We start from the raw sequence: 21442 nt of genomic DNA, 5'->3' as shown, positions 1-21442 counted from the left end.
GAAGGTTAGGCCTTGAGCCTATAGCCGGTCTCGAAGATCCACGTCACGATCACGACGGAGGCCAAAAGGAATCCAAGCGTAACGCCCAAGCTAATGCCGACACCCACATCCGCCGAGCCATAGAAGCTCCAGCGAAACCCGCTTATGAGATACACCACCGGATTGAACAAGGCCACGGTCCGCCAGAAGGGCGGCAACATCTTGATGGAGTAAAAGCTCCCCCCAAGGAAGGTCAACGGTGTGACGATCAAAAGCGGCACGACCTGCAGCTTTTCAAAGCCATCGGCCCAAATACCGATAATAAAACCAATGAGACTGAATGTGGCCGCAGTGAGCAGCAAGAACCCCAGCATCCACGCCGGATGCTCCACGCGCAGCGGCACAAAGAACGCCGCCGTTGCGAGGATAATGACCCCCAAGACGATCGACTTTGTTGCGGCGGCCCCTACGTAGCTTACGACGATCTCCATCGTGGATACCGGTGCCGACAAAAGCTCGTAGATCGTGCCCGCGAATTTCGGGAAATAGATACCAAACGCCGCGTTCGAGATGCTTTGGGTCAGCAGCGACAACATAATGAGGCCGGGCACGATGAAGGCCCCATAGCTTACTCCGCCGACGATCGGCATACGCGAGCCGATCGCGGAGCCGAACACGATAAAATACAGCGATGTGGAAATCACCGGGGCCACGATGCTTTGCATCAGAGTGCGCCAGGTGCGCGCCATCTCGCATGTATAAATCGCGCGTACGGCGTAAAGGTTCATGCCCCTTCCTTGACAAGGTTCACGAAAATCTCCTCCAAGGAACTCTCCGTGGTCCGAAAATCCCGGAAATCGATTCCCGTTTCGCCGAGGCGCTTTAGGAAGTCCATGATACCGACACGCCCGTCATGCGTATCGTAGGTATAGGTCAGGCAGGTGCCGTCGCCGGACAGCTCCAAAGGATACATCGAAAGCGCGACAGGGATCTCGCCCAATGGTTTCTGCAGCTGAAGCCAAAGCTGCTTCTTGCCCAAATCGCGCATGAGCTCGACCTTGTCTTTCACGAGAATGATCTCACCTTTTCTCATGACGCCGACCCGGTCGGCCATTTCTTCGGCTTCGTTTATGTAGTGGGTGGTGAGGATGATCGTGACGCCGGAGGCGCGCAGATTGCGCATCAGCTGCCACATATCGCGCCGCAAATCGACATCGACGCCTGCCGTGGGCTCGTCGAGAAACAGGACGCGCGGCTCATGGGCCAACGCCTTCGCGATGAGAACCCGCCGCTTCATGCCCCCGGAAAGCGTTATGATTTTATTGTCTCTCTTATCCCACAACGAAAGGTCCTTCAGCACCTTTTCGATATGGGCGGGGTTTGGGGGCCTGCCGAACAGGCCACGACTAAAGGAGACGGTCCTCCAGACGGACTCGAAGGCCTCCGTGGTCAACTCCTGCGGCACAAGCCCGATCAGGGAGCGCGCGGCCCGGTAGTCCCGCGCGATATCGTGCCCGTCGACCGTGACGCTCCCCGTGCCGGGAGTGACGATTCCGCAGATGATGCTGATAAGCGTTGTCTTGCCGGCGCCGTTTGGGCCGAGCAAGGCGAAGATTTCGCCCTCGTGGATGTCCAGATTGACGCCCTTCAGCGCCTGAAAACCCGAAGCATAGACCTTCGATAGATTGGTGACCTTGAGGATCGGTCGCGTCGTCGCCTGTATCATCACATCGATTTCTGATTATCCGCCGGCTTCAGTGGCTGTCAAGGTACCTGTTACCCGGTCATCTAAGCCGCGGCGCATTGTGAGGTGCCTTGTTTGCCCAGAACAGGGCGATTGAACCATACCTCCCTGGGCCATGACCAGTTCCGGATGCCACGATGCCAACGTTCCGGACGCAGCGCGGGGCCTCCTCGTAGATTTGGGTGCGACGGGCAACGATGGTCTTGTCGATACCCGCATGACGCTACGGCGACTCGCTCCGCCCGTGCGCCTGATCGACTCCAGGTTGCTGTAGGGGCGATAGTCCGACGTTGCGGTCTGGCGCGCGGCGTTACCGGCGGCCCACCTAAGCAACCGCCGCGCACCCGGACAAGCAGGACACCGGGATCGATGGGGATACCAGCCGATTGGCAGCAATATCGCCACAGGTGGCCGAAATCGCAAAGGCCACAGAGATTCGCCCGCGGCGGTAGCCTACCCGACCTGCACCGCGAGCATGGAAAGCGCCCCTCCCTCGATACCCGAGACCGGAAAGCGGATGCCATCACCGGGTCGTCGGGCACCAAGGACATAGAGTAGCGGCAGATAGTGGTCCGGCGTCGGTATCGAGAGGGTCGCGTCCCGTCCGAGCGCCTCGTAATGGATGAGTGGTGCGAAGTCCCCTTCGCGCACCAGCTCCCGGACTTTGTTGTCGAAGCGCACCGCCCAGTCGTAAGGCTCCCGCAACGGCCGGTCCCAGGCATACATCCGAAGGTTATGTATGAGATTGCCGCTTCCGACAATCAGTACACCCTCGTCCCGCAAAGGCGCGAGCATTCGGCCGATATCGAAATGGTGATCCGGGCCCTTTGTGGCGTCGATGCGGAGTTGCACGACCGGAATGTCGGCATCGGGATAGACATGACGCAGGACCGACCACGTGCCATGATCGAGCCCCCAGCTTTCATCCGCACTGACCGCAACCGGCGCCAACAGCCGCTGGATACTGCCGGCGAGCCCAGGATCGCCGGGTGCCGGGTACTGAATCTGGTAGAGTTCCCGCGGAAATCCGCCGAAATCATGAAGCGTTCTCGGGGCCGTCGCGACCGTTACCGCCGCCCCAGGCCCATACCAGTGCGCCGAGATCGCGAGGATCGCCCTGGGCCTTGGCATGTCCAGGCCCAGCTGGCGCCACGCCTCTGTGTAGTCATTATGTGCCAAGGTCTGCATGGGATTGCCGTGCCCCAAAAAGACCGCTGGAAGCCGATTGGCCATAGATTGACACCCCCTCTTATCTTTCGACCGACTGACCAGCCCCGATCACGGCGTTGCCAATCCTATGCCCTTCCCTCCCTTTTCGACATGAGCCTTGGGAAAGGCTGGCGGTTCTGATATTGATGGCAGACAAACCCCGCCCCCAGCATGCGGCGTGCCGGCAGGGCGATGGCAGGCCTCTCGCCGCTTCCACGGAGCGATCATGAGCCGCCCCCACGACGTGACGGCGCCGCGACCAGCCAGGGACCATACCCCTGCGCAGAACGCCCACATACGGCGGGCTATGCCAGCTGTCGAGGGCGCCACGGGTGAGCCGCTATCTTCAAGACCGTCGGATCACGGTCACCCGCGATCCTCCCCCGCCGGCCTCCCGTCTCCGGTTATGAGGCGCGTCCCACGCTTGAAGGTGAGGTAGGCCCAAAACCAGCTGAACATCACCGCGATGCGGTTACGCAAGCCCACGAGAAACGCCACATGAACCGCGCCCCACAGCCACCATGCCGGCGCGCCGCTCACATTGACGCCACCGAAACTCGCCACCGCCGCCTTACGGCCGATGGTGGCAAGACTGCCCATGTGGCGGTAGCGGAATGGCGGCAGCGCCTCGCCGCGCAACCTCGCGAGGATCGCCCTCGCGACATAGCTCCCACCCTGCTTTGCCGCCGGCGCCAGGCCAGGCACGGGTTTTCCCTTCCAGGCGTTGACCAAGGCCGTGTCCCCTATGACAAACACATTGGGCAGGCCGGCCACCGAGAGGTCGGCTTCAACCTTCACCCGTCCGCTGCGATCCGCCGGGGCCTGGAGCCACTGCGCGGCCGGTGACGCCACCACCCCAGCGGCCCACAATACGGTACGCGATGCGATCCGCCGACCGTTTACGAGCACGCCATCCGGGTCGATATCCGCCACCTTGCTTTCCAGCGCGACCTCGACCCCCAGCCGTTCGAGCGAATGCTGTGCCTTGCGCGATAAGGCCTCGGGAAAGGTCGGCAAGAGGCGCGCAGCCGACTGCACCAACACCACGCGCGCACTGGCAGGGTCGAAGTGACGGAATTCCTTGTCCATGCCGTAGCGCACGAGTTCGGCGATGTCGCCTGCCAGCTCCACCCCCGTCGGTCCGCCGCCGACGATCACGAATGTGAGCAGACTCCGGCGTTCGGCCGGATCTTCCGCGGATTCGGCGCGCTCAAAGGCGGCGAGAATGCGCCGTCGTATCTCCACAGCGTCGTCGATGGTCTTCAGGCCCGGTGCATGAGGTGCCCACTCGTCGCGCCCGAAGTAACTATGTGAGGCACCCGTGGCCAGCACCAGGTAATCATAAGGCACACGCCGTTCCCCGATCAGTACGGCCTGCCGATCGGTATCGACCCCAGTGACATCGGCCAACAGGACCTTCACGTTCAAGTATTCACAAAAAAGGCCGCGCACGGTCGTGGCGATGTCGGCCGGCGACAAGGAGGCCGTGGCCACCTGATACAATAGAGGCTGGAACAGATGGTAGTTGTGACGATCGATCAAGGTCACCTGGAGCGGCGCCCGCGTCAACCGCGACGCGCACGCCAAGCCCCCGAAGCCGGCGCCTACGATCACCACGCGCGGGGCACCCTCTGGCACGATAGCCTGCTGTGCGCTGATCGTCCAAAAGATGCGCGCGATCTGTCGGTCGAGCGACAGCGGACCCGATCCGTACAGGCCGAGCAGTGCGAGCGTCATCACGAAATAGACATCGGCCGGACCGGCTGCACCCGCCACGTGCATGCCGGCCACGACCGCGATGAGCAGGAGCGCCATGGGGCGCGCCGCCAGACCCAGCGCCAGGAGCAAGGCACCAGTCAAGGCCAGCACGGGTGCCGGCGCGAAATGTGCAAGCGAGTCTTGGGGGATGAGCCTTGCCAACCCGACCGGCAATGACATCTTGGTGCTGACCGCGCACAGCGCCAAGGCCAGCCATAGCCGGACGAACAATTGATAATAGGGCCGGAGATAGCGCGTGATGGCGCGCGCCAGGCGCGTCAGAGGCGTGGCCAAGGGTAGCGCGGTATCCCCCAAGCCGCGCGCCAACAGATGATCCAGCGACAGCGGGCCGGCGCCGCAGACGACCAACCATCCAAACAACACCGCTGAATACAGGTTGATGTCCAAGGGCAGGTAGTTCAGCTGGACCACCAGCACGAGGATGAGCATATAAAGCGCCGCCCATCGGGTCGCAAGCCCCAATGCGAGCAGGATCGGGATGGTCATCTGCAGGGCCGCGCCCAGATAGGTGGGGCTGAGCGGTTCCACCCACGGCACGGGATAGGCGACGCGCGACAGGTAGGGCTCGACACTGACACCAAAGATCTTGAGTACGCCCGAGACGAAAAAGACCTTGGCGAGCCACAGGCGAATCAGGAGATCCACGATCGGCCCGGTCGATCGCTCCAGCAGGCCATAGACGGCCGTGATCACGCGCACCGGCCCGGAAAGCCGATGGGTTACGAGTCCCCCGGGGAGGCGTCCGGTTCCCCTCATACCAGACACCCGCGACCCCTAGGGGTATGCCCATCCGATACGATGCGGGCGAGCTCGGGAAGGCGCACTCTCATGCTCGGCCCATTAGTTTTTCCGATAGGGCATAATTTCATATTATGCTGGCGAGACTCAATACCCGGCCGTCGCCAAATACCGAAAAGACGGCCTCGCGTACTGTACGACTGCCGTCGGCACGACACGGAGGGGAGAAAAGCCGCCTGATCCCGCTTGCCCGGGCCCGGTCAGGTCAGCGCGCCTACATCGCAATCGCACACGCCCGTGCACGCAGTTGCCTACAGATCCACGACGCGCCGGGTGCCGCGATTGTGACGCAGGGACCGAAAGAGCGTACCAGCGAGGACAGGGGCGGCGTCCGCTCTTTGGGATCGACCACCCGGCGCGCCATCGCCATGGCCGACAATGGCGCATCATGGCGGGACTTGCCGCACTATAAGCACACCGGGATCGCGTCCAAAAAAGCTGCTCAGACCCCCGCTGCAGAGAGGCATCGGGCCAAAGATGCGATCTCCACGGCGTTGACACGTTGCCTTGACGGGCCGGTCGGTCATCGGCGCCTCGGGCAATCAAACGACGACCAGCGCCACGCCCAACCGTTTGCGATAGGCGCGGTATCGTAGTCATCGCCCCTGCTGGGCGCCCGCGCCGCTCTTTGAAGGCCGCCCGGAACGATTCCGGCCCTATGCGGCCATTGGATTATCCCTCTCGCCGCCTGTCGATATACGTGCCGCACATGCCGCGCACACCTTCTCTATCGACCACCGTGGAATCGTCCGGGATCACGCCAACCGGCGCCTCTCCGGAGATCACGCGATCGTGCGACCGACCTCCCTTAGCGCGTCGGCCCAGGCGCAGCGGAGAACCGATCGTGAGGACTGATCACGGCACACTTAAATCTTGAGGTCTAACCCGACAAATCGCACGCCGATAATCCCCTGGATACCCCGCGGGCTCAGTCCCTCGCTACCAAGACCCTCTGGCGCCCGTCGGGGCCAGGACCACGAAATCGCCGTCACAAGCGCCACACCGCCCAGCGACCCTACGGATCCTGCCGAGCACAGGATCGTGGCGATGTCCCGTACGCTCGGAGCCCCACTGGTTGCGGCCGACGCACATATTCAGGGCGACCCCGCGCCCAGACCGTGCGAGAAGGCAAAGGGGCCCGAGCGGGCCCCGGAATGCGATGCCGTGGCCTCATCCTTCGATGGGGCCCGGCAGATGCGTCCGCCGAAGATCAGTGGCGCATCATCATAAAGCGCATGGGTGGCATGCGATGGTACATGTTCACGAGCTTGTGCCACTGATCGACCGACAATGTCTTGCGCACAATGCGTACCTGGGCGACCTCCAGATCCAACAGGCGTGCATGATCGTGATCCAGGCGATCCAGGATATCGTGCACGGTCCCCGTGCCGGCGCCTCGCAGCAGGGCCTCGTGGAGCGCCCTCTTGTCATCGCGCAGGCGCTTCATGAGCGGCACCGCGACGCGCATGTGACGGTTATGCCACACGGCAAGCGTGCTCACCTGATGATCACTCAGATGCAGGCTATAGGACCGCATTTCCGCCAATGGCAGGACCATGGGAATCATGGGGTGGTGGAGAAATCGATGGCGCATGACGACATGGCACCCCGGGGGTGGTGGGGCCATGGGCTTCATGGGAGGCATGGCAAATGCCGTCCCCGTGGTGAGCAGACCGAGCAGCGCCAACGTCAATCGCGATTTCGACATGAAAGGCTCCTTTCCGTAAGAGATAAACACCCTGTTCCGTAACCGCCATTATGCCTGTCCAGGTTAATCCTGGCGACGGCCGAGAGATGTAGTGTTTTGCAACAGCCCGGTCCTCGCTTTACGCCCGCCACAGCCCTCTCATTCACGGGCCGCGATGATCAGACGCAGTGGTATATTCACGCAGATAGTTACGAAAGGCACAGGCCACCAACGATGGGTACTTGCCCTTGCGGTTGACCAGGTACCAGGATCGCGTGATCGGCAGATGCTCGACATCGAGCACCCCCAGATGACCTGAGGCGATCTCCATCACAATCGTATGGCGCGACAGGATGGAGACCCCGAAGTGCACCATGATGGCCTGCTTTATGGCCTCATTGCTCTCCATCTCCATGCGCACGTGCACTTTCAATCCATGTTCGGCAAACAAGCGTTCGGTTGCGGCGCGCGTCCCCGAGCCCGGTTCCCGCGCCAGAAACGGCTCCTCGGCAAAACGTCTCAACGAGATGCGTTTTTCGCCCATGAGCGGATGGTCGTTCGCCGCTACCGCCACGAGCGGGTTATCAAGGAAGGCCTCGGCGTCGACCTCGATCTCCTCGGGTGGCTGACCCAAGATATAGAAGTCGTCCTCATTGGCAATGAGTCGCTCGATGATGTGCGCGCGATTGCACACCTTGAGCGACGCCTCTATGGACGGGTAACGCTCGCAGAACCGGCCCAGCAGGCCAGGTGCGAAGTATTTGGCGGTAGTCACCACGGCAATGCTGAGCGAGCCGCGCGCCAGACCCTTGAGGTCCCCGAGCGCCATGTCAAATCGCGCCAGATCATCAAAGATCTCACGCGTCGTCTTATGCAGCTCGCGCCCGACGTCGGTTGGAAAGATCCGCTTTCCGACTTGCTCGAACAAGGGGTAGCCCACCGCCTCGGTGAGCTTTTTCATCTGCATGGATACGGTAGGCTGAGTCAGAAACAGAAACTCGGCCGCCTTGCGGAAACTCCCTAGACGCATGATGGCGTCGAAGACTTCCAGTTGGCGAAAAGTGCCATGACGCATGACCGCTCCCTCGGATACGAAGATCCCCTGGAACGTGCTCTAACTCTACCAGAAGGCGACCCCCGGCACCCATAGACTATCATCTATCCATTCGATAGAAAACATTGACTATCATTGATGCCATTACGAGGGTCAGGATACGCGCTCGGAGACCTCAATGGCTGGGCCTCGCACAATCGGGACATTTCATGCCATCCATCAGACGATGATTATGGTCATCCTGGGAGACGATATGGCCACACAAGCGATCAAGGGCAAGGAGCGTTACAAGTCGGGCGTCATACCCTATAAGAAGATGGGCTACTGGGAACCCGACTACAAACCGAAGGACACGGATATCATCGTCCTCTTCCGTATCACCCCGCAACCCGGCGTGGATGCCGATGAGGCCGCCGCCGCGGTCGCCGGCGAATCCTCGACGGCCACGTGGACTGTGGTCTGGACCGACCGGCTGACCGCCTGCGAACTCTACCGGGCCAAGGCCTATCGTATCGATCCGGTCCCCCATACCGGCGAAGGCACCCAGGTCGAGGCGCAATACTTTGCCTATATCGCCTATGATATCGATCTATTCGAGCCCGGCTCGATCGCGAACCTCACGGCCTCAATCATCGGCAACGTGTTCGGCTTCAAGGCGGTCAAGGCCCTGCGACTCGAAGACATGCGCATCCCGGTCGCCTACCTGAAGACCTTCCAGGGGCCGGCTACCGGTATCGTCGTCGAGCGCGAACGCCTCGACAAGTTCGGCCGTCCACTGCTCGGCGCCACCACCAAGCCCAAGCTTGGCCTCTCCGGCCGCAACTACGGCCGCGTGGTCTATGAGGCCTTGAAGGGTGGCCTCGACTTCGTGAAGGACGACGAGAACATCAACTCCCAACCGTTCATGCATTGGCGCGACCGTTTCCTCTACTGCATGGAGGCGGTGAACCGCGCATCAGCCGCGACCGGCGAAGTGAAGGGGCACTACCTGAATGTCACGGCCGGCACCATGGAGGACATGTACGAGCGTGCCGAGTTCGCCAAGTCGCTCGGCTCGGTGATCGTCATGATCGACCTCGTGATCGGCTACACCGCCATACAGTCGATGGCCAAGTGGGCGCGCAAGAACGACATGATCCTGCACCTGCACCGCGCGGGCAACTCGACCTACTCGCGGCAGAAGAACCATGGCATGAACTTCCGGGTGATATGCAAGTGGATGCGTATGGCCGGCGTCGACCACATTCACGCCGGCACGGTGGTGGGCAAGCTCGAGGGCGACCCGCTCATGATCAAGGGCTTCTATGACACGCTACGCGATCTGCATACGCCACAGAGCCTCGAAAACGGCCTGTTCTTCGATCAGGATTGGGCGTCTTTGAACCGCGTCATGCCGGTCGCCTCCGGCGGCATCCATGCCGGACAGATGCATCAGCTCATCCACTATCTGGGCGAGGACGTGATCCTGCAATTCGGCGGCGGCACGATCGGACACCCGATGGGCATCCAAGCCGGCGCCACCGCCAACCGTGTGGCGCTTGAGGCCATGATCCTGGCACGCAACGAGGGCCGCGACTACCTGGCGGAAGGTCCGCAGATCCTCGAGGCGGCGGCCAAGACCTGCACGCCCTTGAAGGCCGCGCTCGACACCTGGAAAGACATCACCTTCAACTACGAATCGACCGACACCGCGGACTTCGTCCCGACCACGACGGCCAGCATCTAGACGCATCGATCAAGGAGACCACAGCCATGATGACGAACCCGGGCAATCGCCTGACTCAAGGACAGTTCTCATTTCTTCCCGACCTGACCGACGCCCAGATCACAGCGCAGATCCGATACGCCCTGAATCACGGCTGGGCGATCGGCGTCGAATATACCGACGACCCGCACCCGCGCAACACCTACTGGGAGATGTTCGGCATGCCGATGTTCGATCTGAAGGACGCAGCCGGCATCCTGATGGAGATCAACGACTGCCGCAAGACCTTCCCCAACCACTATGTGCGCGTCACGGCGTTCGACTCATCCCAGGGATGGGAGACGCCGCGCATGTCATATATCGTAAACCGCCCGAAGAAGGAACCGGGCTTCGGGCTCGTGCGCCAGGAGGTCGATGGCCGCCGGATACGGTACACGATCCACAGTTACGCCACCGACCATCCGGAGTCCGAGCGCTACTGACGCGGCATAGGGGCTAGGACCGCTGTCTTGTGACGGCGGCCTGCCCGATCGCATGTGAAATCCGCAGCGCGGGAGACAACACAATGGGTATGGGCGAAGAATCGCAGGTGACAGGGCCAGGGGCACCGAACGACGATACGCCGGTCGATCTCGAGGCGGAGTTCAACGACTCGCGCGTCCAGGAGGTGCTCGACACCCTCGATCGCGAGCTGATCGGCCTGCGGCCCGTGAAGACGCGCATCCGCGAGATCGCAGCGCTCCTGCTCGTCGACCGCCTGCGCAAGCGTTACGCGCTGACCGCCGGGACACCCACTCTCCATATGTCCTTTACCGGCAACCCCGGGACCGGCAAGACCACCGTGGCGCTGCGTATGGCCGAGATCCTGCACCGCCTAGGCTACGTGCGCGAGGGTCATCTGGTCGCCGTCACGCGCGATGATCTCGTGGGCCAATATATAGGCCACACCGCCCCCAAGACCAAGGAAGTCATCAAGAAGGCGATGGGCGGGGTGTTATTCGTAGACGAGGCCTATTATCTCCACAAACCTGAGAACGAACGCGATTACGGGCAGGAGGCGATAGAGATCCTGCTGCAGATCATGGAGAACAACCGCGACGATCTGGTGGTGATCCTGGCCGGCTACAAGGACAAGATGGAGCGGTTCTTCGCGAGCAATCCCGGCATGCGCTCGCGTATCGCCCACCACGTCGATTTTCCGGACTACTCGGCGGCGCAACTCATGGCGATCGCAAAACTCATGCTTGCCGAGCAGAACTATGGCTTCAGCCCGGCCGGCGAGAAGGCATTTGCCGACTACATTCCGCTACGCATGAAGCTTGGACATTTCGCCAACGCACGCTCCATCCGCAACGCCCTCGACCGCGCGCGCCTGCGACAGGCCAACCGGCTGTTCGCGGGCAAGCGCCGGCCGCTCACAAAGCGCGACCTCATGACCATAGAGGCCGAAGATGTGTTGGCAAGCCGCGTGTTTGGCGAGGGGGCCACGGATACCGATGCCACCCCGACGCACTGATCACGGATCGGGGGAGGTCGCGAGACTATCAAGCGCCGCGATCCAGCGGGCCTTGTCGTCGGCCCCGGCCCAGCTCGCCTCCAGGCTATTGCGCGCAAGCGCGGCCCAGGTGGCGCGATCGAAGCCGAAGGCTTCATGCACGGCACGAATGTTGTCGTTCATGTAGCCCCCGAAGTAGGCGGGATCATCGCTATTGATCGTCACGCGCACGCCGGCGGCCATCAATGCCGGCAGGGTATGATCCTTCATGGTGGGAAAGACCCGCAGGCGTACGTTCGACAAGGGGCAGACAGTGAGCGCGACACCATCGGCGGCCAAGCGCCGCACCAACGCCGGATCGTCGACGGCGCGCACGCCATGGTCTATGCGCGAGGCCCCCAGGACATCGAGGGCCTCGGTGATATACGACGCCGGGCCCTCTTCGCCGGCATGGGCGACGACGCGCTTACCGAGGGCACGCACACGCGCGAATACCCGTGCGAATTTCGCAGGCGGATGGTCGCGTTCCGACGAGTCGAGACCGAAGCCATCGATGTCATCCAGAAACGGCTCGGCGGCGGCGAGCGTCGCGAATGCCTCCTCCTCGCTCAAATGTCTAAGGAAGCACAGGATGAGCCGGCTTGTGATGCCAAAGCGCCGCGCACCCTCAGCACGCCCGGCATTGAGGCCGGCCATGACCTCGGCAAACGGGATACCACGCGCCGTATGGGTCTGGGGATCGAAAAAGATCTCGGCGTGAACGACGCCGTCGGCATGCGCGCGACCGAGATAGGCGAGCATGAGGTCGGCGAAGTCATGGCTGGCGCGCAGCACATCCGCACAGGCGTAATAGAGATCAAGGAACGACTGGAGATCGGTGAATGCCTTGGCGGCATGCAGCGCCTCCTCATCGGCATACGGCAGGGTGAGTCCGTTGCGACGCGCAAGCGCGAACGCGAGTTCAGGCTCAAGCGTGCCCTCGATATGGACATGCAGCTCGGCCTTGGGCATGCGGTAAGCGAATTCGAGAGCGGATAGAGCAGACGGTGGCATGATGTCCCCCAGCGACACAAGGCCCCTATTATGCCCGATACCATCGCGGCACGCTCGGCTGTACGATTCGCCGCCGCCCTGACCTATCCGCCGATCGCCTCCCAATGGGCGGCCCCGGGGGCACGATCGGCAAGGCCTGCTCGCGGGCATCCACGGGCACGCGCACAAGGCACGGCCCCTGGGTGGTCAACACGTCCGACCAGAAATCCGGGCCCTCGCCCGCATCACCGGCGTCGAAGGCCGGTATCCCGAACCCACGGGCGATGGTGACGTAATCAGTAGCCTGCGCGAAGCGCGAGCCAAACCCGGGCGCGGCATAGAACAACGCCTGCTGCTGGGCAACGAGTCCCAGCGACTGATTGTCGAGGACGATCACCTTCACGTTGACGTCCGCCTCGGCGGCGGTGGCGAGCTCCTGGATATTCATCAAAAGCCCGCCGTCGCCTGTAAAACAGATCACCGGGACCTCGGGCCGGGCGTACGCCGCGCCGATCGCGACAGGCAAACCAAAGCCCATAGTGCCAAGACCGCCGGATGTGAGCCAGCGCCGCGCATCCGCCAACGGATAATGTTGCGCGACCCACATCTGGTGTTGCCCGACATCGCTCACGACAATCGCCTCCGCGGGCGCGGCGCGCGCGACCTTCTGCAGGAGCGCGCGCGGGGCGCCGGGACCGCCCTCCCTGTCCGGATACGCGGCCCGCAAGGCCGCCACCCGGGCCTGCCATAGAGGGCGCGTGCGTGGCCGAAGGCGCGGTAGGAGCGCCCTTAAGACACACCCCAGGTCGCCTGCGATCGCGATATCGGGGATGCGCAGCTTGCCGAGTTCGCGCGCATCGATATCCACATGAATCACCTTGGCCTGCGGGCAGAAGTCGGCAAGCCGTCCGGTGGCGCGATCATCGAAGCGCGCCCCCAAGGCTATCAGGAGGTCGGTCTCGCGCAGCACGGCATGGCTTGCGCGCGAGCCGTGCATGCCCAACATCCCGAGCGACAAGGGGTGCCCCTTGGGGAATGTGCCGAGCGCCATCAAGGTCATGACCGCCGGCATGTCCTGACATTCCGCCAGGGCGCGCGCGAGCGGCGCCGCCTGCGCCTGCACAAGCCCGCCGCCGAGGTAAAGGATAGGGCGCTGCGCGCCGGCGATGGCCTCGGCCGCGGCCTCCACGATCGTGTCCGCCGGCGTTGCCGGCAAGGCCGGGGCCGAGGCCTGTGGTAATGCGCACGCATCAGACACACATTCCGTTTGCACGTCCTTGGGGATATCGATCCACACCGGCCCGGGCCGTCCCGACTGGGCCTCTGAAAGAGCGGTCGCGAGGATCCCGGGGAGCTCATCCGCACGTCGCACCTGCGCGCTGAACTTGGTGACCACGCGCGCCAAGGCGCAGGTATCCACTTCCTGGAAGGCATCCGTGCCGATCATCGCGCGCGGGACCTGGCCTGTGATCGCCAAGAGCGGGATGGAGTCGCGCTGAGCATCGGCCACCGCGGTCAAGAGATTGGTCGCACCCGGACCGGACGACGCCAGGCACACACCGACCCTGCCGGTCGCGCGCGCATAGCCCTGGGCCACGAAACCCGCTGCCTGCTCATGGCGAACGAGCAAGTGACGGATCTGTGCGGATCGTGCCAGGGCATCGTAGATCGGCAGAATGGTGCCCCCGGGTATACCGGCCACGAGGCGCACCCCGTGGCGCTCGAGCAAGGTCACGAGCAGTTCAGCGCAGGTCACAGACATCGATCGACTCCTTTAACAGGGGCCGGAGTCCGCCGAGGAATGAGGTCGTGAAGGGACGCTATCCGCCGGCGGCCTGCCGGCGGATGAGTAGACGTTTACAAAAGGTCGCTCTGGCCGCCGGCGTTCGTTACGCGTACGGCCAGGACCGCGCCGTCGAAACGGCACGCGGGTCCGGGACAAAGACGCGATAGGCAAGCGGTCATCGGGTTTCCCTTACAGATCGCCGATTATTGTGCGCGATCGCGCACGACGACACAAGGGGGAGCGGTGAGCACGGCCATCGCGCCGGACCGCATCCCGGCGTCCTTGATTGCGGTCAAGGATTACCTGACTGCCTCAGTCAAGTATTGTCTTGCGCCGTGCGCGATGGTGCCCACGGCGCGCCCATCCCAACCGATCGGAGACCTTCCTCATGACCATTGCCCACAACCACCTGCGCGATGATCGCACCTATCCATTCGACGCCCGCGGGATCGCCAAGCGGTTTCGGCACGCCGCCATCTTCGGCGCCCTCGATGCCCTGACCCCCGGCGAGGCCATGGACTTCCGCAATGACCACGATCCCATCCCGCTGCTCCAACAAATGGAGCAGCACTACGGCCACCAGGTCGCCATCGAGTACCTCGAACGCAATGCCGCGGGCGTCCTAATCCGCTTCACGCGCCGTCCGGCCTGAATCCGCGGGCCATTGCAGGGCGCATCGGACAGGCGGCGCGCGGCTACACAATAAGTCGCGCGCCGCCGACCATGAACGACACCATGAGCCTCTGCACGGATGCGGGCAGATCGAGGGGCGTGAGCAGCATCTTCACCGCCGGCTGAAAGGGATAATACCGGCGCATCCACACGCGTATGCGGTTGCGAAAGGCACGAAAATCGCCGCGCGTGAATGCCGCGCGTGATTCGCAGGCGAGGCTCACGTTCTTTACGGCCAGATAGGCGTCCTCGCTATCCACCTCGGCCACTCGCCGCCAGATCTCGCGCGCCACACGCCATCGGGAATGCGGTTCGCGCCCCTGATAGTCGCGATAGATCCGGTAGAACCCCTTATAATGGCCGATCTCGTCCTCACGGATATGGCCGGCCAAGGCCGCCAATACCGGCTCTGGACTGGCTTGGCGCAGCATCCCGTAAAAGCTCGACGTACCGGTCTCCACCACGCACCGCGCGGCCATTTCCAGGGCGCGGGTCGGACCAAGCCGCGCGGTCTCGCAATACGGCGCGTAATCCGCCCGGAACCCGTCGAAGCCCCGCTGCCAATCGAAGTCGGGCCATACGGATAGAACGTAGCGTTTCAAGGCCTCGCCATGCTGCACCTCCTCCGGCCCCCATTTGCGCGCAAGCCAGGTACAGGTCTCGTCATCACCGGCATAATAGTCGCCCAGGTTGCGGGCATACAGATCGGAGAGAATCTCCACAAACGACGAGGCGGCGAGCAGGTAAAACCAGTCGCGATCATCGGCGATCATAGTCCGATCCACCTGGTCGTAGGGGATGTCGTCGAGCGACCACCGTCGCTGGAAAGGGCTAAGATGCATTTCCACAGCAGAACCTCCCATCGGTCTTGTGCCACCTCTTAGGCAAGGCCGCAGTCACGGGACGGCCGCCACGGACCGTCGGTCGTGCCGGCCGATGGGTCTGGGCATGCCGTCGCGCTAGTATAAAAAACCATCCGGAGGCCCGCCAGCCGACGTCGAGCCCGCGCCCCCTGGGCGGCCTTACCGGTCGAACCCACACAACGAGAGGGAGATCGCCATGCACGATCATGATACGACGGCACCGGACAACGGTGCCTATTTGCCCACCGAACCGAATGTCGAGACCGCGATCTTGGCCGGCGGCTGTTTCTGGTGCGTCGAGGCCGTCTTTCGCGAGCTGCGCGGGGTCCTGAAAGTGGAGTCCGGATACTGCGGCGGCACGCGCGAGACCGCCGACTATCAACAGGTATGTACGGGACGCACCGACCACGCCGAGGCGGTGCGCATCTCTTATGACCCGCAGCAGATCCGCTACGAAGACCTGCTCACGGTGTTTTTCTCGATCGCCCACGACCCGACGCAAAAGGATCGACAAGGTAACGATCGCGGACGCCAATACCGTTCCGTCATCTTCTACGGCGATGAGCGCCAGCAGGCGGCGGCGACTACCATCATCGAGCAATTGACGCGTGATCAGGTCTTCAAGAATCCGATCGTGACTGAGGTCGTGGCCGCAAGCCCATTCTATCCGGCCGAGGTCTATCACAACAATTACGCCGCCTGCCACCCGGACCAGCCCTACGTCGTGCATGTCGCGGCCCCCAAAGTCACCAAGCTCCGGCGCTATTTCACGCACATGCTGCGCCGCTCCCCGCTATCATAACGGCTAGCACAAAAGGAGCGACCCATGAATGATGAGACATCCAAGCGCTATTCGGCGTCCGGTTACGACCTCTCGCCGCTGCCCACCGTCGTTTACGAGCGGCGCGTGAAAGACCTCACCCCCGAGGAGCGGCGAGTGCTGCTCGCCTCGGGCACCGAGACGCCATTTTGTGGCGGCCTGCTCGATGAACACGGTGTCGGGACCTTCGTCTGCCGGCTGTGCGCACTGCCGCTCTTTCGGTCCGAGGACAAATTCGAGTCGGGCACCGGTTGGCCGAGCTTCACGCGGCCTCTCGATCCCGACCATCTCACACGCCTCACTGATACCAGTCACGGCATGACACGCACCGAAATCCGCTGCGCGCGCTGTCAGAGCCATCTCGGGCACGTCTTTCCCGACGGGCCGGCCCCGACCGGCGAACGGCATTGCGTCAACTCCGTGTCGTTACGCTTCATGCCCGATGGCGCGCGGGCCGATCACGAGGAGCGCGACGCGTAAAGCCACGGCGCACATCGCAGCCAGGCCCGAAGGTCCCTGGTACAGCCCGCTCCACACCCTAGACTGACGATTGGCCACAGAAGGCAGATGCCATGCGCATGGTCGTCAACGGGATCGAAAGGACAATACAGGCATCGCCGGATACACCTCTCTTATGGGTGATCCGCGATGAATGCGGGCTCCTCGGGACCAAGTACGGTTGCGGTATCGGGGTGTGCGGGGCGTGTACGGTCCATGTCGATCACGCACCCCTACGCGCCTGCATACTCCCGGTGGGATCCCTGGCCGGCCGCCATATCACTACGATAGAGGGCCTGTCCTCGGACGGCATGCATCCCGTGCAAAAGGCGTGGGTAGCGGAGGATGTCCCGCAATGCGGTTACTGTCAGTCGGGACAGATCATGAGTGCCGCGGCGCTATTGGCGCGCCATCGTCACCCGAGCGACCGCGAGATCGACGCCGCCATGGCCGGCAACCTGTGCCGTTGCGGGACCTATGCGCGTATCCGCCGGGCCATCCACCGCGCCGCCCGGGCCTGCGATCATGATCACGCGTCGTGACTTCCTGAAGGTCGCGACCCTGACCGGCGGCGGGTTCGTACTCGCCCTCGACACGCGTGTCGCCAAAGCCGAGATCGCGCCTCGCGGGGTACGTGGGCCATCGGTCTTTACGCCCAACGCCTGGATCCGTATTCATGCCGACGACACGGTGGTCATCGTGGTCGATAAGTCGGAGATGGGACAGGGCGTCATGACCGCGCTTCCCATGCTCGTGGCCGAGGAACTCGACGCCGACTGGGAACGCCTGCAGATCGCGCAGGCGCCCGCGGCCCGCGCCTATATCAATCCCGCCCTGGGCGCGGAGGCCACCGGCGGCAGCACCAGCGTATCCTCGAGCTACCGGCCGCTGCGCGTGGCGGGGGCGGCCGCGCGCCTCATGCTCCTGCGCGCCGCAAACCTGCGCACCGGCATCGCCATGATCCATCTGCACACCGCGCGCGGCGCGGTCCTGCTACCAGATGGCCGGCGCCTCCCCTATGGCACACTGGCGCACGCGGCGGCGCGTTTGCGCGTACCGCGCGAACCGCCTCTCAAGTCGCCACGGCGCTTTCGCCTGATCGGGCGGCCGCTGGCACGCATCGACACCCCTTCCAAGACCACCGGCCAGGCGATCTTCGGCATCGATGTGCAAAGGCCCGGTCTTGTGCTCGGGGCGGTACGTAGACCGCCGACCGTAAATGGTCACCTCCGCGATTACGATGCGCGCGCGGCGCAGGGTCTGCCCGGGGTACTGGCCCTGGCGCGCGTCGATCGCGGGCTCGGCGTAGTGGCGACCGATACCTGGACGGCCTGGAAGGCCTTGGATGCGGTCCGTTTTCATTGGGATAAGGGGGACTACGCGCGCCTGTCGACGCCGGCGATCCGCGCCGAGTATCGGCAGGCGGCCGCAAGCCGGGGTGCCATCGCCGAGCGGCGGGGCGATGCACACGCCGCGATTGCCGATGCCGCGCGCGTCATCGCCGCCGATTACGAGGTCCCCTACGCCGCGCACGCACCGCTCGAGCCGATGAACTGTACGGCCCACATCCACGATGGTCTTTGCGAGATCTGGGTGCCGACGCAGGCCCAGACCGGCGTTCAGATTACTGCCTCGCGATTGACGGGCCTACCCCTACAACGCGTCGTCTGCCATACCACTTTGCTCGGCGGCGGCTTTGGCCGACGACTCGAGCAGGACTTCGTGGCCGATGCCGTGACCCTGGCCAAGACCGTGCCAAATCCTGTCAAGGTGGTGTGGTCTCGCACCGAGGACATGACCCATGACTTCTATCGCCCCTACAGCTATCACCGCCTGATCGGTGCACTGGATGCCGCAGGCCTACCCATAGCCTGGCAGCAAACGATCGTCGCGGCCTCACTCATGCGCACACGTGATCCATCCGCGATCAAAAACGGTGTGGACCCGACCGCCGTTGGCGGGGCCATAGGCATGCCCTACCGTATCCCTCACATCGAGATCGACTACGTGGAACGAGACACCCAGATACCGGTCGGGTTCTGGCGTTCGGTGGCCGATTCCTATACTGCGTTCGTCAAGGAATCGTTCATCGACGAACTCGCCCATGCCGCCGGCCGCGACCCCTTGGCACTACGCCGCACGCTCCTGGCCGGCGACCACGAGCAGCGGCGCGTGCTGGATACGGTCGCGCATATCATCGGCTGGGGCCGTCCGCGGGCCCGCGGGCAGGGTTTCGGGATCGCCGTCCATAGGTCGTTTGGCACTAGCATGGCCCAGGCTGTCTCGGTCAGGATACGTTCAGACAGGCTTTGCATCGAGCGCGTGGTCTGTGTCTGCGACTGCGGGCTCGTCGTCAATCCCAACATCGTGCGCGCGCAGATCGAAGGTGCGGTCGCGTTCGCCCTGCAGGCGGCCTTGAAGGGACCCATCACCGTGGCAAACGGCCGGATACAACAGCGCAACTTCGACAGCTATCCGCTGCTGCGCATCGACGAGATGCCCCCTGTCGACATCCATATCCTGCCGGGCGCCGCCCCCCCGCGCGGCATGGGCGAACCGGGCGTTCCTCCGCTGGCGCCGGCCTTGGCCAATGCCATCTTTGCGGCGAGCGGCATCCGCTATCGCACCCTACCGCTCCCTCAGGCCTTGCCATGACGACCGCCGATCGGGGAGATGGCGCGGTACTCGGCGCGCTAAGCCACTGGCAGGCGCAGGGACTATCGGTAAGGCTCGCCACGGTGGTCCAGAGTTACGGCTCCGCCCCCTATGAGGCCGGCGCCCTGTACGCCTTGAACGCGCAAGGCCAAGAGGCCGGCACCCTCTCCGGGACCTGTCTTGGCTCCTGGATCAAGACACGTACCGGGCGAATCAAGGAACGGCGCGTAGCGGTGATCACCGCCGGACCCGCGGACGGGCTTGATCTGCCCTGCGGCGGGCGCCTCGAGTTTCTGATCGAGGACAATCCCGACCCCAATCACGTCCGCGAATGGCTCGCGGCCCTGGGCGCCCGGGCGTGCGTCCGCCGTACGATCGATACGGTGGGCGGCCGGCCGCTCCTGGCAACGGCATCGGCGCGCGAATCCTGCCGATGGACGGGCCATCTCTGGCAGGGAATCTACGGCCCCGACTGGTGTCTACTCTTGGTAGGCGCCGATGCGATCAGCATCCATCTGGCACGAATCGCGCTGAGCCTCGGCTACTCGGTCACCGTGAGTGAACCGCGCGCCGAACACCGGGCAGGCTTTCCGGCAGGGCTCGCCACCGTCACCGAGGCCATGCCCGATGATGCCGTGATGGCCCTGCAACCCGACGCGCGTACCGCGGTCGTGACGCTTGCGCATGACCCGCGCCTCGACGATCTGGGTCTATGGGCGGCGGCCCCGAGCGCGGCCTACTATGTGGCGGCGCTGGGCTCGGCGACGACCCACGCCAGGCGCTGTGCGCGACTCTTGGGTCTCGGCCTCGATCCGGCCACGGTATCGCGTATCCAGGGGCCGGCGGGGCTTGCCATCCATAGCCGCACACCGGCCGAAATCGCCGTGTCCATAGCCGCGGCATTGGTGAGCTACAAACGTTGCGAAACGCATGGACGGATCCATTTCCACGTCACCAAGGAGGTCGCTCATTCATGATCACGGGATTACTGTTGGCCGCTGGCCGTAGCCGGCGTTTCGGATCACCCAAGCTCGTCGCGCCCTTGGATGGCGTGCCGCTCGCCGTGCACAGCGCGCGCGCCCTGCGCGCGGCGGTGGATCGCGCAGTGGCGGTCATAAGACCCGATGATCTGGCACTGGCAGCCCAGCTCCGCGAGACCGGATTCGAAATCATCTGCTGCCCGGATGCACACGGCGGCCAGGGGGCATCGCTGGCCTTCGGCGTCCGCATGACCGGCGGTTCAACGGGGTGGCTGGTGGCATTGGCGGACATGCCCTACATAAAGGCGGAGACTGCTCAGGCGGTAGCCGCCCAGCTGCGTCTCGGGGCGATCATCGCCGCCCCCTATTTCCATGGGCGCCGTGGCCATCCAGTAGGTTTTGCGAGGGCGCTTGGGCCACAGCTCGGCGCCCTCGCAGGGGACATCGGGGCACTCGCGCTCATCAAGGCGCACCACCATCTCGTGGTCAAGGTGCCATGCTCGGACTCGGGCATCCTCACCGATATCGATGCGCCCGAGGACCTAGCACGCCTCACCGCAAACCGCGACCCGCGATCCGCCGACAGTGCCCGGGGCTAGGCCGCACATCCGGCTTTGTGCGCTGCCGGGCGGCGCGTGTCGTGCCCGATAATAGGCGCCTCTTTTGGCCATTGTCGCAGCATCCAA

The 21442-nt window shown here is 63.7% G+C and carries 19 protein-coding genes; 10 read left to right on the top strand and 9 right to left on the bottom strand.

Annotated features, from left to right (window positions below; translation table 11 throughout):
• Positions 1–5: 5 nt before the first annotated feature.
• From C4900_RS04160 to C4900_RS04130, 6 genes are all read right to left on the bottom strand, one after another.
• On the bottom strand, positions 6–767 hold the full coding sequence (locus C4900_RS04160) for an ABC transporter permease (protein ID WP_114282359.1): 762 nt from the start codon (positions 765–767) through the stop codon (positions 6–8).
• Positions 764–1705, bottom strand: coding sequence for an ABC transporter ATP-binding protein (locus C4900_RS04155; protein ID WP_065968693.1), 942 nt, complete (start codon positions 1703–1705; stop codon positions 764–766). Before C4900_RS04155 ends, C4900_RS04160 begins: the two co-directional genes overlap by 4 nt.
• Positions 1706–2176: 471 nt before the next feature.
• Positions 2177–2956, bottom strand: a complete 780-nt coding sequence (gene ygiD / locus C4900_RS04150; RefSeq protein WP_065968694.1) for a 4,5-DOPA-extradiol-dioxygenase — start codon at positions 2954–2956, stop codon at positions 2177–2179.
• 342 nt (positions 2957–3298) lie between these two features.
• On the bottom strand, positions 3299–5467 hold the full coding sequence (locus tag C4900_RS04145; protein WP_114282358.1) for an FAD-dependent oxidoreductase: 2169 nt from the start codon (positions 5465–5467) through the stop codon (positions 3299–3301).
• A 1252-nt stretch (positions 5468–6719) separates the two neighbouring features.
• Complete coding sequence (locus C4900_RS04135; protein ID WP_065968695.1) at positions 6720–7217, bottom strand: hypothetical protein; 498 nt, start codon at positions 7215–7217, stop codon at positions 6720–6722.
• A 142-nt stretch (positions 7218–7359) separates the two neighbouring features.
• A complete protein-coding gene (locus C4900_RS04130; RefSeq protein WP_065968696.1) occupies positions 7360–8271 on the bottom strand; it encodes a LysR family transcriptional regulator in 912 nt (303 codons plus the stop codon).
• Between the two features lie 232 nt (positions 8272–8503).
• Here C4900_RS04130 and C4900_RS04125 point away from each other — a divergent pair, with 232 nt between their 5' ends.
• The 3 genes from C4900_RS04125 to cbbX all read left to right on the top strand — a co-directional run bounded on the left by C4900_RS04125 (position 8504) and on the right by cbbX (position 11471).
• A complete protein-coding gene (locus C4900_RS04125; RefSeq protein WP_065968746.1) occupies positions 8504–9976 on the top strand; it encodes a ribulose-bisphosphate carboxylase large subunit in 1473 nt (490 codons plus the stop codon).
• 26 nt (positions 9977–10002) lie between these two features.
• Complete coding sequence (locus C4900_RS04120) at positions 10003–10437, top strand: ribulose bisphosphate carboxylase small subunit (RefSeq protein ID WP_065968697.1); 435 nt, start codon at positions 10003–10005, stop codon at positions 10435–10437.
• 89 nt (positions 10438–10526) lie between these two features.
• Positions 10527–11471 (top strand): CbbX protein, encoded by a 945-nt coding sequence (cbbX, locus tag C4900_RS04115; RefSeq protein ID WP_083995588.1) that lies wholly within the window; start codon positions 10527–10529, stop codon positions 11469–11471.
• On the opposite strand, the gene C4900_RS04110 is transcribed toward cbbX, so the two are convergent.
• Both C4900_RS04110 and ilvB read right to left on the bottom strand, forming a co-directional pair.
• The gene (locus C4900_RS04110; protein WP_065968747.1) at positions 11472–12503 is read right to left on the bottom strand and encodes an adenosine deaminase; all 1032 of its coding nucleotides are present in this window, start codon (positions 12501–12503) and stop codon (positions 11472–11474) included.
• 28 nt (positions 12504–12531) lie between these two features.
• Positions 12532–14244, bottom strand: coding sequence for a biosynthetic-type acetolactate synthase large subunit (ilvB, locus tag C4900_RS04105; protein ID WP_114282356.1), 1713 nt, complete (start codon positions 14242–14244; stop codon positions 12532–12534).
• A 412-nt stretch (positions 14245–14656) separates the two neighbouring features.
• Here ilvB and C4900_RS04100 point away from each other — a divergent pair, with 412 nt between their 5' ends.
• A complete protein-coding gene (locus C4900_RS04100) occupies positions 14657–14920 on the top strand; it encodes a DUF2249 domain-containing protein (RefSeq protein WP_065968700.1) in 264 nt (87 codons plus the stop codon).
• A gap of 43 nt (positions 14921–14963) precedes the next feature.
• Here C4900_RS04100 and C4900_RS04095 read toward each other — a convergent pair whose 3' ends face one another.
• Positions 14964–15782: a ferritin-like domain-containing protein gene (locus C4900_RS04095; protein WP_114282355.1), complete on the bottom strand. Its 819-nt coding sequence runs from the start codon at positions 15780–15782 to the stop codon at positions 14964–14966.
• Positions 15783–15999: 217 nt separating this feature from the next.
• On the opposite strand from C4900_RS04095, the gene msrA reads away from it, so the two are divergent.
• The 6 genes from msrA to C4900_RS04065 all read left to right on the top strand — a co-directional run bounded on the left by msrA (position 16000) and on the right by C4900_RS04065 (position 21355).
• On the top strand, positions 16000–16605 hold the full coding sequence (msrA, locus tag C4900_RS04090) for a peptide-methionine (S)-S-oxide reductase MsrA (protein WP_083995579.1): 606 nt from the start codon (positions 16000–16002) through the stop codon (positions 16603–16605).
• A gap of 24 nt (positions 16606–16629) precedes the next feature.
• Positions 16630–17103 carry a peptide-methionine (R)-S-oxide reductase MsrB gene (msrB, locus tag C4900_RS04085; RefSeq protein ID WP_065968702.1) on the top strand — a complete coding sequence of 158 codons (474 nt, stop codon included), beginning with the start codon at positions 16630–16632 and terminating at the stop codon, positions 17101–17103.
• Positions 17104–17195: 92 nt separating this feature from the next.
• Positions 17196–17663 carry a (2Fe-2S)-binding protein gene (locus tag C4900_RS04080; RefSeq protein ID WP_065968749.1) on the top strand — a complete coding sequence of 156 codons (468 nt, stop codon included), beginning with the start codon at positions 17196–17198 and terminating at the stop codon, positions 17661–17663.
• Positions 17647–19776 (top strand): xanthine dehydrogenase family protein molybdopterin-binding subunit, encoded by a 2130-nt coding sequence (locus C4900_RS04075; protein WP_170132401.1) that lies wholly within the window; start codon positions 17647–17649, stop codon positions 19774–19776. The genes C4900_RS04080 and C4900_RS04075 overlap by 17 nt, the downstream gene beginning before the upstream one ends.
• Positions 19773–20753: an XdhC family protein gene (locus C4900_RS04070; protein WP_065968704.1), complete on the top strand. Its 981-nt coding sequence runs from the start codon at positions 19773–19775 to the stop codon at positions 20751–20753. Before C4900_RS04075 ends, C4900_RS04070 begins: the two co-directional genes overlap by 4 nt.
• Positions 20750–21355 carry a nucleotidyltransferase family protein gene (locus tag C4900_RS04065; protein WP_065968705.1) on the top strand — a complete coding sequence of 202 codons (606 nt, stop codon included), beginning with the start codon at positions 20750–20752 and terminating at the stop codon, positions 21353–21355. The genes C4900_RS04070 and C4900_RS04065 overlap by 4 nt, the downstream gene beginning before the upstream one ends.
• The last annotated feature ends 87 nt before the right edge of the window (positions 21356–21442 follow it).

It is taken from the genome of Acidiferrobacter thiooxydans (genome assembly GCF_003333315.1).
Classification (GTDB): Bacteria; Pseudomonadota; Gammaproteobacteria; order Acidiferrobacterales; family Acidiferrobacteraceae; genus Acidiferrobacter; species Acidiferrobacter thiooxydans.
This window is presented reverse-complemented; position numbering and strand designations above follow the sequence as displayed.